Raw genomic sequence first — 12,710 nt, 5'->3', positions numbered from 1 at the left:
CCTCCTATAGCTCCAATCAAACGGATTATAAAATAATTAGATCTTTTGCGGAATGGGTGAGAGATTCGTTCCCGCCCTCAGTGAGGACAATATCGTCCTCTATTCTGACTCCGCCCTTGCCCGGTATGTAGATTCCCGGTTCGACCGTAACGACCATGCCTTTTTCAAGAAGCTGGTCAGAACGGACTGAAAGCGCGGGGCCTTCATGGACTTCCATGCCGAGGCCGTGGCCGGTAGAATGGCCGAAATAATCGCCGTAGCCTTTGGAAGCAATATGGTCCCTCGTATAGGCGTCAGCCTGTTTGCCGGTGATTCCCGGCCTGATATTCTGCATGCCGAGCGCCTGCGCTTCAAACACGGTTTGATAAATGCCTTTCAGCTCATCACTCGGCTCTCCCACGGCGATCGTGCGCGTAATGTCCGAGCAGTATCCTTTATAGTAGGCCCCGAAATCCAATGTGACGAAATCGCCTTTCTCGACGGTTTTATCGCTTGCCACTCCGTGCGGCAGGCTTGAGCGGACGCCCGAGGCGACGATCATATCGAATGAAGAATGATCCGCTCCCTGACTCCGCATGTAAAACTCCAGTTCATTGGCGATTGAAATCTCCGTCATGCCGGGCTTAATCACCGTCAGAATATGGCTGAATGCATCATCTGCAATCTTAGCAGCTTCCTTTAATATCTTAATCTCTTCACTTGACTTAATCAAGCGCAACTTTTCAACCGAATGCGAAACCGGAACAAGCTCGGCCGGGCCGAGAAGATCTTTGTATGCGGCATACGTTCCGTATGTCATCTTATCCTGCTCAAAACCAATTTTATTTAGTCCCATTTCCTTGATCGCATCAGCTGCTTTTTTGATGATTGAGCCGGTATGCTCAACGATTTCAAAGCCCTTGATTTGATGTTTGGCCTGCTCCGTATACCGGAAATCCGTAATGAAGACCGCTTTGTCTTCTGAAATCACCGCAAGGCCCGCAGAGCCTGTAAATCCGGTTATGTACCTCAAGTTGACGCTGCTCGTCACCAGAAGCCCTTCGATTCCAAGACCGCCAAAAAGTTCTCTCAGTTTTTTCAGTTTCATCGTTCTAGAGTCCCCCTTTTGTTATTTGTTGTTCAAAAAATAACAGACGGCAAGCTTGTAGCCTTCAAAACCGAGTCCGGTAATCCGGCCCTGAGCCACGGGTGCAATCACCGATTGCCGCCGAAACTCTTCCCTCGCATCGGGATTGGAAATGTGAACTTCGATCACCGGTATGCTGATGGCGGCCACTGCATCGCTAATGGCATAGCTGTAGTGCGAAAAAGCGCCCGGATTTAAGACGACGCCGTCATACTGATCCTCAGCCTCATGAAGAGCGTCGATGATATCCCCTTCATGGTTTGACTGGAAAAACGTCAGCTCAGCCTGAACGCCTTCGGCAAATTGAAAGAGCTTTTGCTCTAAATCGGTCAGCGTATCTCTTCCGTATATTTCAGGTTCTCGCTTCCCAAGCCGGTTTAAATTCGGTCCGTTCAAAATTAAAATGTGCGGCAACTCTCTTCCCCCTTTTTTTCATTAAACAAAGCCACCGTTTGTTTCACGTTAAAAAATGTCCACTTACAGTGAACATTTTATCATAATGATTCAGGTATCAACACTATTCCTTCGATTCTCCAATCGCCTTTGAAAGCTTTTCGGAATTTAATTCATTGTATTCAAACGAAATCGAATAGCCGACAAACAATCCGTACAGCAAGTAGATGCAAAACGTCGTGATAACCGTTTCCCTTTTCAGCTCGGAAACTGTCTGTACATCCGGAAACATCGGATTAAACAGATAGAATACGATGCCCCACAAAACAGCTCCGTATAAAATCCCGGGCCACATACCCTTGATTTGCTTCAGGCAGCCGAAGTACAGGAGGGCAGCGCCGATTGAAATCACCCCTATCAGCAAAATGCTGATCACCGTTCCGAGAAAACCGTTTTTCCATTCGCCGACAGCAATAGGCTGAAGAACCATGTTCGGCGTGACTTCTGAAAATTTAAACAGGTATGCAAGCTCTCCCAGCGCACTCCAGAGAATGCCGCCGATAAACCCTGTCGTAACCACCCTGCCGATGAAAGATGCCGGTTGTTCGCGTTTATTCTGCTCAAGTTCTTCGGGCTGTTTTTCATTGTCTTCACTGCTCATGACGTCAGTTCACCTCCATTTCCAGTATGTCCAAAAACAGCTGTGCCAACAGTATCTTTCCAAGTTTTTTTGAACGGAAGTGTAAAAATCAAGAAAACGGGTATACTTGAATTAGATTTGACGATTCGCTTCTCTAATTTCTAAAATTTTTAGGCACGTCAACCTAGAGGTTTCAGTACTTTTCCTGTACAATAGGTGTAAGGAAATGGTTAATGTAATCATAGATTGATACAGATAGGTTGATGCAAATGTCAAATCAAAAAAAGCCCGCATACGGAGGGCAGGCCGTCGTCGAAGGCGTGATGTTCGGCGGCAGGCGCCATTATGTAACCGCGATTCGCAGGAAGGATCAGAGCATTGAATTTTTCAAGCTGCCCCGCACATCACATCCCACGCTGGAAAAGCTGAAGAAAATTCCGTTTCTCCGGGGGATCATCGCGATTATTGAAGCGAGTGCGAACGGTACCAAGCATTTGAATTTTTCAAGCGAACGGTATGATCGCGACCCTGCATTGGACGATCAATTAAAAGAGGAGAAGCAGTCAAAGCTGACGATGATTTTTGGGCTTGCCGCTGTCGGGGTGCTGTCATTCCTCTTCAGCAAATTTGTATTTACGCTTGTTCCCGTCTTTTTGGCGGAGCTTACCCGGCCTGTATTCCAATCTGATGTCGCGCAGATTATGGTCGAAAGCTTTTTCAAGCTGATCCTGCTGTTGGGCTATATTTACGCGATATCATGCACCCCTTTCATTAAAAGGGTTTTTCAATATCACGGAGCCGAACATAAAGTCATAAACTGTTTCGAACAAAACATGCCGGTTACGGTGGAAAATGTTCAGCGTCAATCAAGGCTTCACTACAGATGCGGAAGCAGTTTTATTCTATTTACGGTGATCGTGGGCATGTTTGTTTACTTGCTTGTTCCTGCTGACCCTCTCTGGGTCCGTATTTTAAATAGAATCGCGCTGATACCAGTCGTTCTTGGCATTTCATTTGAAGTGCTGCAGCTGACGAACAAAGTGAGAAACATACCTGTGCTGAAAGCGCTGGGCTATCCCGGCCTTTGGCTGCAGCTTTTGACGACAAAAGAGCCGTCGGACGATCAGGTGGAAGTGGCAATCGCAAGCTTTAACGAGCTTCTTCATATGGAGACCAAAGCAGAGGACGAACAGAAGGAACCTTCTATATCGTAATGTAAACTTTAACGAATCGGTTAATTTTTTGGGAGGTGGACAGTTATGAAGCAACGGGTACATCCAGTCTCAGCTTTAGTGATTGCGCTTGGAATTTTTGGTTTCGTTTATTTTGCTGTCACAAGCCCCGGCCGCTTGCTGCAATATTTGTTTGTTTTTGCTGCGGTCGGCGCAATTGTCTATTTTGTCATCAGACATCTTATAAACCGCGACGCGGGCGGTGAAGGAGCAGCATTTAGAAAAGCAGCCAAACAATCAAACAAGCGTTTTCAGGATCATAAAAAACGCTCAGTCAGAGGCCGGGTGAATCATCTGAGAAGCGTGCCGTCTATCAACAAATCCAAGCCTGTCTTGGTCAAGAAAAAAAGCCAGACTCAGCTGACGGTGATCGAAGGAAAAAAGAGCAAAAAGAAAAACAGAGCTTTCTTTTAATACGTCCACTGTTTCAAAAATAATTCTGTTCGTTTTTTTCCTAGCTCAATCAGAGCTAGTTTTTTTTCTGCCGAAATCGCAAATTCCGTCGACAGCACTTCTTCGACGGGCAGGAAAATAATGTTGCGTTCGTGTTTAGTAGCGATATGCCTGGCGTCATGCGCTTCTTTCATCGTCTCAAAAAGCGCTCCGAACAGCTCAAACGCATTGTTGATCACCTTCTTCGGCCTTTCTTTTTCACTCGGCATCAAGGTAACGCCTAAAACCGGGCGTTTTTTTTCGGCGGTAAACAGCCAGATCGGAAAATTGCTCAGCACCCCGCCGTCGACGACCGTGCTGATGCCGTCAGAAGATTTCAGTTTGACAGGCTCAAAAAAATAAGGAATGCTGCAGCTCATCCGCACCGCTCTTGCGACGGAAAACCGCCCGGGATTCAGGCCGTAGCGGGTCAGATCATCAGGCAGGACAAGCATTTTGCCATTCGTTAAATCCGAGGCGATCAGTTTGAGCTTCCCTTGTTCAAAGTCGCCGAACACGGAGATTCCTTTTTCCTTTAATTTCTCGGATACCCAGTTTTCCAGTTTTTCTCCTTTATACAAACCGAGGCGCCAATAGATCGAAGCCCATTGCAGTATTTTTAACGGCAAAAAAGCAAATCTCGGGTCAAGGAGCTCGCGTTCATTCAATTCCTCCAGCATGCAGCGGATCTCCTTGCTCGTATACCCGGCCGCGATAAATGCTGCGATGATCGATCCGGCGCTCGTTCCGGCCAGTCTTTTAAATCGGAAGCCCCGTTCTTCGAGCGCTTCGTATGCTCCTGCGAGCGCAATTCCTTTCATTCCTCCGCCAGAAAAAACCCCGTCGATGTACATCCGTTCTCCCCCCCTTAAAAGATTGGCCTTACCATCATTTTAGGAAGGGGACAGAAAAAAAAGACCATCAGAAAAAGCTGCCGTGTTGAACTGCACCCCAATTGTTAGACACCATCTAACAATCGGAGGTGCAGTTTTTTATGGCTAAATTTACAGCTGAGGAAAAAATACAAGCGGTCAAAAGGTATCTTGCGGGTAGGGAAGGGCATAAAACAATCGCCAGAGAGATCGGTGTTTCGTCAGGTGTGTTTCAGGTATGGATTCGCAAATACCATTACCATGGAGAAAGTGCGTTTCAAAAACTCTATACAACCTATTCTGTAGAAGATAAACTGAAGGTACTTCACTATATGATCGAAAATGGGACGTCGATCCGTGAAACAGCCGCCATCTTCAATATTCAAGCACCTTCTACGGTGGCTCAATGGCAGAAACTGTTCGAAACCGGAGGAATCGATGCCCTAAAACCGATGAAAAAGGGGCGGCCGTCAATGACAAAGAAAAATCAAAAAAGAACGAAGAAACAAACACCGCAAGAAGGATCAGTGGAAGCCATGCAGGCTGAAATTGAACGTCTGCGAATGGAGAATGCCTACTTAAAAAAGTTGAATACCTTAGTTCAAAACAAGGAAAAATTACAAAACAAGAAAAGGCCCAAGTAGTATTTGAACTAAGGACTGAATTTCCGGTAAAAGCCCTGCTTAAACTGGCTGGAATTCCGCGCAGTACGTATTATTACTGGGTCAAAACCTTCGGTCTTCCAGACAAAGATGCCAAATTAAAAACACTGATTCAATCGATTTATCATGAACATAAAGGCCGTTACGGGTACCGCCGGATACGCGACGAGCTTAAAAACCGGGGATATCAAATGAATCATAAAAAAATATATCGCCTCATGAAGGAACTGGGGTTGAAATGTCTCGTACGGATGAAAAAATACCGTTCGTATAAAGGAGAAACCGGCACGGTGGCACCAAACAGGCTAGAGCGGAATTTCAAGGCGGAAAAGCCGAAGATGAAATGGGTAACAGATATCACGGAATTTAAATTATTTGGGGAGAAGCTCTATTTATCGCCAATGCTTGATTTATTTAATGGCGAAATCATTGCTTATACAATTGGATCCAGGCCAACGTATTCATTGGTATCCGAGATGTTGGAAAAATCATTTGAACAGCTGACAGATAAAGAAAATCTGTTGATTCACTCCGATCAGGGCTGGCACTATCAAATGAAACAGTATCGCCACGCCCTAAAGGAACGAAATATTATTCAAAGTATGTCTCGTAAGGGAAACTGTTACGATAACGCGGTCATTGAAAGTTTCTTTGGTATTTTAAAATCAGAGTTTATCCATTTCAACGAATTTCAAAGCATCGAGCATTTTAAACAAGAGCTCGTAACATATATCGATTACTATAATCACAAACGGATCAAGGCAAAATTAAAAGGCATGAGCCCAGTACAATACCGGATTCATGCCAGTCATGTTACTTGAGAAAATAAGCTGTCTAACTTTTGGGGGTCACTTCATAAAGCGGCAGCTTCTTCTATTGATTTTCCTGTTCATTTCTTTTTTGGACGCTTCTCAGATCATCGACCCTTTTGCGGTCATCCTCAAAATACTGCACAAGGTCGCCGACCCGGTCGATGCTGTTCCAGCTTAAATGATGTTCAATCCCTTCAACATCATCGTAAATTTTCTCTTCGTCAACACCAATGATTCTTAAAAACTGTTCCAGCAATTCATGTCTGTATACTAAACGCTTGCCTATTTTTTTTCCTTTAGGCGTCAGCACGAGACCGCGATACTTTTCGTAAATCAAATATTCGTCTTTGTCGAGTTTCTGAACCATTTTTGTAACCGAGGAGGGATGGACGGCTAAAGCTTCTGCTATATCTGAGACTCTTGCATATCCTTTTTCTTCTATCAGCATATAAATTTGTTCTATATAATCTTCCATACTCGGTGTTGTCATCTAATCCCTCCAAATCACACCTATTCAAATCATTACAAGTTTACACTATGTGCTTGTAAAAAACAAGCAGTCAGATAACGTTTACATCGATGTCCTATCTTTTATAATTCCATTCGTCTGTCGCGTATTTCGTCCTGGCCAGCTCCTCGACGAAGGCGATTTCTTCTTTTGTCAGTTCATAGGGCTCGAGATTGATGTTAAGCCCTTTCTCAAATCCTTTTTTAAATGCTTTGCTCGCTTCTTCTATGGTCACCTTTTCGGAGGTCAGCTGATTGATGGCGACCGCCTTTTGTTTAAAATTCCGCTGCATCCGCTCTCTGATGCGGTCGTTTTTATAGATGAACAAATCAAACAGCTTGTCTTCATCCAATTCAAGGAGAATCGAGCCATGTTGAAGAATGACTCCTTTTTGCCTTGTCTGGGCGCTTCCGGCGACTTTTCTGCCCTCGACAACGAGCTCATACCAGGAAGGCGCGTCAAAGCAGACGGATGATCTCGGATTTTTCAGACTTTGCTTTTCTTTCTCCGTTCGCGGAATCGCAAAATAAGCGTCAAGTCCAAGCTCTCTAAAACCTTCGAGAATCCCTTCGGAAATCACCCTGTACGCTTCCGTCACCGTCTGCGGCATGTCGGGATGGTCTTCTGATACGATCACGCTGTAGGTAAGCTCTTCGTCATGAAGGACGCCCCTTCCGCCGGTCGGCCTTCTCACAAAGCCCAGGCCGTGCTTTTTGACGGCTTCCAGATCGATTTCCTTTTCGATATTTTGAAAATAGCCGACCGAAAGCGTCGCCGGGTTCCATCCGTAGAAGCGGATGGTAGGCGGAATCTGCTTTTGGCTGTGCCAGTAAAGCAGCGCCTCATCAAGAGCCATATTAAAATCGGGAGCCTTGCGCCCCGAATCGATAAAACGCCATGTTTCCTTTTCCATAACCTACCCTCTTTTTCTTTGGTATACACCTAAGTCTACCATCCCCTATGAAAATTGAAAATAAATTCGGCTAATCAGATGACAGATTTCCCGCCCTTTACTATAATAGTATTTGTCTTAACATATCCATAAACATTTCCCGCTTTAGGCGGGACGATCTTAAAAAGGAGTCGGATCAGATTGTCTACCAGCAGCATTATCGTTCTCATCATTTGCGCCGCACTGATCATCTACATGGTCGTTTCATACATTTATCAGCAGCGGATTATGAAAACCTTAACAGAAGAAGAATTCCGGGCCGGCTACCGGAAAGCGCAGCTCATCGACGTGCGCGAGCCGAACGAGTTTGAAGGCGGCCACATCCTCGGTGCGAGAAACATTCCGCTCTCTCAGCTTAAACAAAGAAAAGCGGAAATCCGTCCGGACAAACCCGTCTATCTTTACTGCCAGAACAGCGTCAGAAGCGGACGAGCCGCTCAAATGCTCAAAAAACACGGCTGTCAGGAAATTTACAACCTGAAAGGCGGCTTCAAAAAGTGGACCGGAAAAATTAAAACAAAGAAATAAATGAACGCTGTCTCATGACGAGGCGGCTTTTTTCATACAAAAAACCGGCGGAATTGATATGCTCCCCTAAAGGTAGACAGATGAAATAAAAAAATCTGTTTGCCTTGGGGGAGTTTTTTCATGGCTGGAAAATGGTTTTCAAAAGAAGAAAAATTGAATATTCTATCAGAATGTGATCAGGGCAATAATTCGGTGAAGGAGATCGCAGAAAAATATGGCATTCATGCCGAAACGATTCGTGAATGGAGAACATCGCATGATATGGCGGGTGTGGAGAGTTTGGAACGTTCAAAGCGCCATAAGTTCTATCCCGCAGAATTAAAATACAATGCCGTGAAAGACTTCTTATCCGGACGCTACTCTCAAAGAGAAATCTCGAGAAAATATAAGATTTCCAGTAAATCCGTACTCATGAAGTGGGTTGAGCTTTATAATGGTCATAAAACGTTAAAAGACAGCGGGAGAGGAAGGAATCGTTTGATGACCAAACGGAAGAACGTTTCATTGGAAGAACGGATTGAGATTGCGAAGGATTGTCTAGCTCATGGAAAGGACTACGCCAGATCAATGGAGATTCATCAAGTCTCCTACCAACAGGTGTATCAATGGGTGAAAAAGTATCAAGAAGGCGGAGAAGAGGCCTTAAAAGACAACCGAGGGAAACGCAAAACCGAAGAAGAATTGACACCTGAAGAAAAAATTCAACGGGAAAACAAACGGCTGGAACAGGAAAATGAGCGTTTGCGCGCAGAGAATGCGTTCTTAAAAAAGTTGGAAGAGATCAAAAGGAGGCGGTTCTAAGTCAGGTTCGGTACGAAGATCGATATCTCGCCATTTTAGAGCTGAATCGAAAAGAAGGCTTTTCTGTCCAAATGTTATGTGAGATTGCCGAAGTTTCGCGCCAGGGGTATTACAAATGGAGGAGCCGAGTACCTTCAGCGAGAGAAAAACAGAATGAAAAGATTATCGCCAAAATGGCGCTACTTCACGAACAAATTGGCGGTATCTACGGATACCGCAGAATGACCTTAAACATGAACCGCCGCTTTAAAGAGCGCCTCAATCATAAGCGCATCTATCGGCTGATGAAAATTGCCAAGCTGGAGTGTGTCATTCGGCGGAAGAAAAAACGTTACGGCAAAGCGACGCCTCAACATGTGTCCGAAAATATCCTGAATCGAGAGTTTAAAGCGGACAAACCAAATCAAAAATGGGTGACTGATGTGACAGAGCTAAAATACGGCCATCGGAAAGCGTACCTCAGTGCCATTTTAGATCTTCATGAGGGAATGGTCGTGTCTTATGTGCTGGGGAAATCCAATAATAACGCCCTTGTGTTTAAAACCTTGAACCAAGCGCTTGAGGCAGCCCCAAACGCACGTCCTCTCCTTCACAGCGACAGAGGTTTTCAATACACGTCCCACCAGTTTAGAAGGATGATTGAAAACGCAAATATGACACAGAGTATGTCCCGCGTCGGCCGCTGTATTGATAACGGCCCCATTGAGTCGTTTTGGGGGAAATTAAAATGCGAGAAATACAGACGGAATTCGTACGAGACATTTGAGGCACTTCAAAGCGCAATTGATGAATATATCCACTTTTACAACCACGATCGTCTACAAGAAAAACTAAACGGCCTCAGCCCAGTGGAATACAGGGCTAAAGCCGTCTAGTGTGTTTTAGTTATTTCCACTGTCTACTTGACAGGGTGCAGATCAAATCCGCCGGTTTTCTTTATGTTTATCCTCTTTCATAGCGAAGCACAGGCTTGCGCGCCGCTTTTGTTTCATCCATTCGTTTCACAACCGTTGTATGCGGGGCTTCCTGAACAATTTCAGGGGTTTCTTCCGCTTCTTTGGCGATCTGGATCATCTTCTCGATAAACGAATCAAGCGTTTCTTTCGATTCGGTTTCCGTCGGTTCGATCATGATGCATTCTTCCACATTAAGCGGGAAGTAAATGGTCGGCGGATGGAAGCCGAAATCGAGCAGGCGCTTGGCGATGTCGAGCGTCCTGACGCCGAGCTTTTTCTGGCGCCTGCCTGACAGCACAAATTCATGCTTGCAGTGGCGGTCATACGGCAGATCATAATACGGCGCAAGCTTCCTCATCATATAGTTCGCGTTTAAAACGGCGTTTTCCGTAACTTCCTTCAGCCCGTCAGGACCCATCGAACGAATATACGTATAGGCTCTCACATTGATGCCGAAGTTTCCGTAATACGGCTTGACCCTGCCGATCGATTGCGGGCGGTCATAGTCAAACGTGAAGCGGCCGTCTTTTTTGACTAAAACGGGCTTTGGCAAATACGGGATAAGCTCGGCTTTGACGCCGACAGGACCTGAGCCCGGACCTCCGCCGCCGTGCGGCCCTGTAAAGGTTTTATGAAGGTTTAAATGTACGACGTCAAACCCCATGTCGCCGGGCCTTGCTTTGCTCAGCACCGCATTGAGGTTGGCTCCGTCATAATACAGCTTCCCTCCTGCTTGGTGGACGATTTCGGCCATTTCTAAAATATGCTCTTCAAAAAGACCAAGCGTGTTCGGATTTGTCAACATTAATGCAGCCGTTTCGTCGCTTACGACCCGTTTTAAATCTTCCAGATCGACGAGCCCGTCGGCATTCGACTGAACAGTGACCGTTTCAAAGCCTGCAACGGTCGCAGACGCAGGATTCGTTCCGTGCGCAGAATCCGGGACAATCACCTTCGTTCTTTTATGATCGCCGTTTGCCTCATGGAACGCGCGGATCATCATCAGACCGGTCCACTCTCCGTGTGCCCCGGCCGCCGGCTGAAGCGTAACCTCATCCATGCCTGTAATCTCTTCCAAATGCTTGCTCAAATCGTAAAGCAGCTCTAGCGCCCCCTGCACCGTACGCTCGTCCTGAAGCGGATGAATCGCCGCAAAGCCGGGTATTCTCGCGATTTTCTCATTCAGCTTCGGATTGTATTTCATCGTGCAGGAACCGAGCGGATAAAAGCCTGAATCAACGCCGTGATTTCGCTTTGACAGAGCGGTATAATGCCTCATGATATCGAGCTCAGACACTTCCGGAAGCTCAGCCGGCTCTTTCCTGATGTACGTCTCGTCGAAAAGGTTCGACACATCTGTTTCAGGGACGTCAAGCTCAGGAAGGCTGTAGCCGACCCGGCCTTCTTTCGATATTTCAAAAATAAGCGATTGATCCTGATTATGCATGGCGATCCCCCAATTCCTTGATGAGTGTATCGATTTCTTCTTTTGTCCGGAGCTCGGTAACAGCGATCAGCATGTGGTTTTTTAAATCCGTGTATACCGCACCGAGGTCATATCCGCCGATGATCTCCTTTCCAAGCAGGCGTTCATTCACCGAAGAGACAGGCTCCTTCAGCTTGACGACGAATTCGTTAAACATCGGCCCGTCAAATGCGACTTCAAGGCCTGCCCGTTTGGCGGCTTCTTTTGCATAGGCCGCTTTCTGCACGTTCTGCCAGGCGATATCCTTAACGCCTTTTTTGCCGAGGGCTGTCATTGCAACAGAAGCAGCAAGCGCATTGAGCGCCTGATTTGAGCAAATGTTCGAGGTCGCTTTATCCCGTCTGATATGCTGTTCCCTGGCCTGCAGCGTTAAGACGAAGCCGCGCTTGCCGTTTTCGTCTTCCGTCTGTCCGACAAGGCGCCCCGGAACCTTCCGCATCAACTTTTTCGTCGCGGCGAAATATCCGCAGTGCGGTCCGCCGAACGCAGCCGGTATTCCGAACGGCTGGGCGTCTCCGACGACGATGTCCGCCCCGAACACTCCAGGCGGCGTTAAAATACCGAGCGCCAGCGGATTGGCGGAAACGATGAACATGCTTTTTCCTTTATGTGCGATCGGCTCGATTTTGTCCAGCGGTTCGATCTGTCCGAAAAAGTTCGGATACTGGACGATCACGGCTGCCGTCTCGTCACACACTGCGGCATCAAGCGCTTCGAGGTCTGTCGTCCCTTTACCTGCAGGCACTTCAACGACTTCGATGTACTGCCCTTTCGCATACGTTTTCAGCACCTCGCGCGATTCGGGATGAACCGTTTCAGAGACGACGATTTTTTTCTTTTTCGTATGCCCTGATGCAAGCATCGCAGCTTCCGCCAAGGCGGTCCCTCCGTCATACATCGATGAATTGCTGATGTCCATTCCCGTCAATTCGCAAATCATCGTCTGGAACTCAAAAATCGCCTGAAGCTCCCCTTGCGAAATTTCCGGCTGATACGGGGTATAAGCCGTATAAAATTCAGATCTTGAAATGACATGGTCGACAATGACAGGCTGGTAATGGTCATAGACCCCCGCTCCCAAAAACGAGGCATATGATGCCGTGTCCTTATTTTTTGCCGCGAGCTTTGTCAGCTCTTTCGTAAGCTCCGTCTCTGACTTTGCTTTTTTGATTTGGTATTCGCCTTTAAATCGAACGCTCTCGGGAATATCGGAGAATAAGTCGTCGATCTTTTCGACTCCGATCGCCTCAAGCATCTCTTGTTTATCCTGTTCTGTCGCAGGAAGGTAGCGGTGCTTCATCTTTTCGTCT

13 protein-coding genes are annotated in these 12,710 nt (G+C 46.5%); 5 read left to right on the top strand and 8 right to left on the bottom strand.

Annotated features, from left to right (window positions below):
* Window positions 1–25 precede the first annotated feature (25 nt).
* The 3 genes from MHB78_RS09855 to MHB78_RS09845 all read right to left on the bottom strand — a co-directional run bounded on the left by MHB78_RS09855 (window position 26) and on the right by MHB78_RS09845 (window position 2,180).
* Entirely contained in the window at window positions 26–1,087 is a 1,062-nt protein-coding gene (locus MHB78_RS09855; protein ID WP_046131890.1) for a Xaa-Pro peptidase family protein, read from the bottom strand.
* 21 nt (window positions 1,088–1,108) lie between these two features.
* Complete coding sequence (aroQ, locus tag MHB78_RS09850) at window positions 1,109–1,540, bottom strand: type II 3-dehydroquinate dehydratase (RefSeq protein WP_046131891.1); 432 nt, start codon at window positions 1,538–1,540, stop codon at window positions 1,109–1,111.
* Between the two features lie 103 nt (window positions 1,541–1,643).
* Window positions 1,644–2,180, bottom strand: coding sequence for a YqhR family membrane protein (locus MHB78_RS09845; RefSeq protein ID WP_046131892.1), 537 nt, complete (start codon window positions 2,178–2,180; stop codon window positions 1,644–1,646).
* Window positions 2,181–2,428: 248 nt separating this feature from the next.
* On the opposite strand from MHB78_RS09845, the gene MHB78_RS09840 reads away from it, so the two are divergent.
* Window positions 2,429–3,373 (top strand): DUF1385 domain-containing protein, encoded by a 945-nt coding sequence (locus MHB78_RS09840; RefSeq protein WP_046131893.1) that lies wholly within the window; start codon window positions 2,429–2,431, stop codon window positions 3,371–3,373.
* 45 nt (window positions 3,374–3,418) lie between these two features.
* On the top strand, window positions 3,419–3,805 hold the full coding sequence (locus tag MHB78_RS09835) for an SA1362 family protein (RefSeq protein ID WP_046131894.1): 387 nt from the start codon (window positions 3,419–3,421) through the stop codon (window positions 3,803–3,805).
* Here the strand turns inward: MHB78_RS09835 and MHB78_RS09830 are convergent.
* A complete protein-coding gene (locus MHB78_RS09830) occupies window positions 3,802–4,677 on the bottom strand; it encodes a patatin-like phospholipase family protein (RefSeq protein WP_046131895.1) in 876 nt (291 codons plus the stop codon). The genes MHB78_RS09835 and MHB78_RS09830 overlap by 4 nt on opposite strands.
* A gap of 140 nt (window positions 4,678–4,817) precedes the next feature.
* Here MHB78_RS09830 and MHB78_RS09825 point away from each other — a divergent pair.
* Window positions 4,818–6,178 (top strand): IS3 family transposase gene (locus tag MHB78_RS09825; RefSeq protein ID WP_099047013.1). Its coding sequence is split into 2 segments (ribosomal slippage): window positions 4,818–5,289 and window positions 5,289–6,178, totalling 1,362 coding nucleotides; the frame shifts between segments, so codons are not numbered across the junction.
* A 52-nt stretch (window positions 6,179–6,230) separates the two neighbouring features.
* On the opposite strand, the gene mntR is transcribed toward MHB78_RS09825, so the two are convergent.
* Both mntR and MHB78_RS09815 read right to left on the bottom strand, forming a co-directional pair.
* Window positions 6,231–6,659, bottom strand: coding sequence for a transcriptional regulator MntR (gene mntR / locus MHB78_RS09820; protein ID WP_046133028.1), 429 nt, complete (start codon window positions 6,657–6,659; stop codon window positions 6,231–6,233).
* Window positions 6,660–6,753: 94 nt separating this feature from the next.
* Window positions 6,754–7,590, bottom strand: coding sequence for a biotin/lipoate A/B protein ligase family protein (locus MHB78_RS09815; RefSeq protein WP_046133027.1), 837 nt, complete (start codon window positions 7,588–7,590; stop codon window positions 6,754–6,756).
* Between the two features lie 234 nt (window positions 7,591–7,824).
* On the opposite strand from MHB78_RS09815, the gene MHB78_RS09810 reads away from it, so the two are divergent.
* Complete coding sequence (locus MHB78_RS09810; RefSeq protein ID WP_046133029.1) at window positions 7,825–8,157, top strand: rhodanese-like domain-containing protein; 333 nt, start codon at window positions 7,825–7,827, stop codon at window positions 8,155–8,157.
* A gap of 120 nt (window positions 8,158–8,277) precedes the next feature.
* Window positions 8,278–9,833, top strand: a protein-coding gene (locus MHB78_RS09805) for an IS3 family transposase (protein WP_231947364.1) whose coding sequence is annotated in 2 segments (ribosomal slippage) — window positions 8,278–8,935 and window positions 8,935–9,833 — 1,557 coding nt in all. Because the reading frame shifts where the segments join, the coding sequence is not laid out codon by codon here.
* 67 nt (window positions 9,834–9,900) lie between these two features.
* On the opposite strand, the gene gcvPB is transcribed toward MHB78_RS09805, so the two are convergent.
* Both gcvPB and gcvPA read right to left on the bottom strand, forming a co-directional pair.
* Window positions 9,901–11,361 (bottom strand): aminomethyl-transferring glycine dehydrogenase subunit GcvPB, encoded by a 1,461-nt coding sequence (gene gcvPB, locus MHB78_RS09800; protein ID WP_046129957.1) that lies wholly within the window; start codon window positions 11,359–11,361, stop codon window positions 9,901–9,903.
* Window positions 11,354–12,700: an aminomethyl-transferring glycine dehydrogenase subunit GcvPA gene (gene gcvPA / locus MHB78_RS09795; protein ID WP_046129958.1), complete on the bottom strand. Its 1,347-nt coding sequence runs from the start codon at window positions 12,698–12,700 to the stop codon at window positions 11,354–11,356. Before gcvPA ends, gcvPB begins: the two co-directional genes overlap by 8 nt.
* Window positions 12,701–12,710 lie beyond the last annotated feature (10 nt).

This window comes from Bacillus sp. FSL K6-0138 (genome assembly GCF_037982765.1).
GTDB lineage: Bacteria > Bacillota > Bacilli > Bacillales > Bacillaceae > Bacillus > Bacillus glycinifermentans.
This window is presented reverse-complemented; position numbering and strand designations above follow the sequence as displayed.

What these genes read in the sequence shown, in the direction of transcription:
- gcvPB (WP_046129957.1), bottom strand. Translation starts at nt 11,361, where the DNA reads ATGCATAATCAGGATCAATCGCTTATTTTTGAAATATCGAAAGAAGGC.
- MHB78_RS09810 (WP_046133029.1), top strand. Translation starts at nt 7,825, where the DNA reads ATGGTCGTTTCATACATTTATCAGCAGCGGATTATGAAAACCTTAACA.
- MHB78_RS09835 (WP_046131894.1), top strand. Translation starts at nt 3,419, where the DNA reads ATGAAGCAACGGGTACATCCAGTCTCAGCTTTAGTGATTGCGCTTGGA.
- gcvPA (WP_046129958.1), bottom strand. Translation starts at nt 12,700, where the DNA reads ATGAAGCACCGCTACCTTCCTGCGACAGAACAGGATAAACAAGAGATG.
- MHB78_RS09845 (WP_046131892.1), bottom strand. Translation starts at nt 2,180, where the DNA reads ATGAGCAGTGAAGACAATGAAAAACAGCCCGAAGAACTTGAGCAGAAT.
- MHB78_RS09840 (WP_046131893.1), top strand. Translation starts at nt 2,429, where the DNA reads ATGTCAAATCAAAAAAAGCCCGCATACGGAGGGCAGGCCGTCGTCGAA.
- MHB78_RS09815 (WP_046133027.1), bottom strand. Translation starts at nt 7,590, where the DNA reads ATGGAAAAGGAAACATGGCGTTTTATCGATTCGGGGCGCAAGGCTCCC.
- mntR (WP_046133028.1), bottom strand. Translation starts at nt 6,659, where the DNA reads ATGACAACACCGAGTATGGAAGATTATATAGAACAAATTTATATGCTG.
- MHB78_RS09855 (WP_046131890.1), bottom strand. Translation starts at nt 1,087, where the DNA reads ATGAAACTGAAAAAACTGAGAGAACTTTTTGGCGGTCTTGGAATCGAA.
- MHB78_RS09830 (WP_046131895.1), bottom strand. Translation starts at nt 4,677, where the DNA reads ATGTACATCGACGGGGTTTTTTCTGGCGGAGGAATGAAAGGAATTGCG.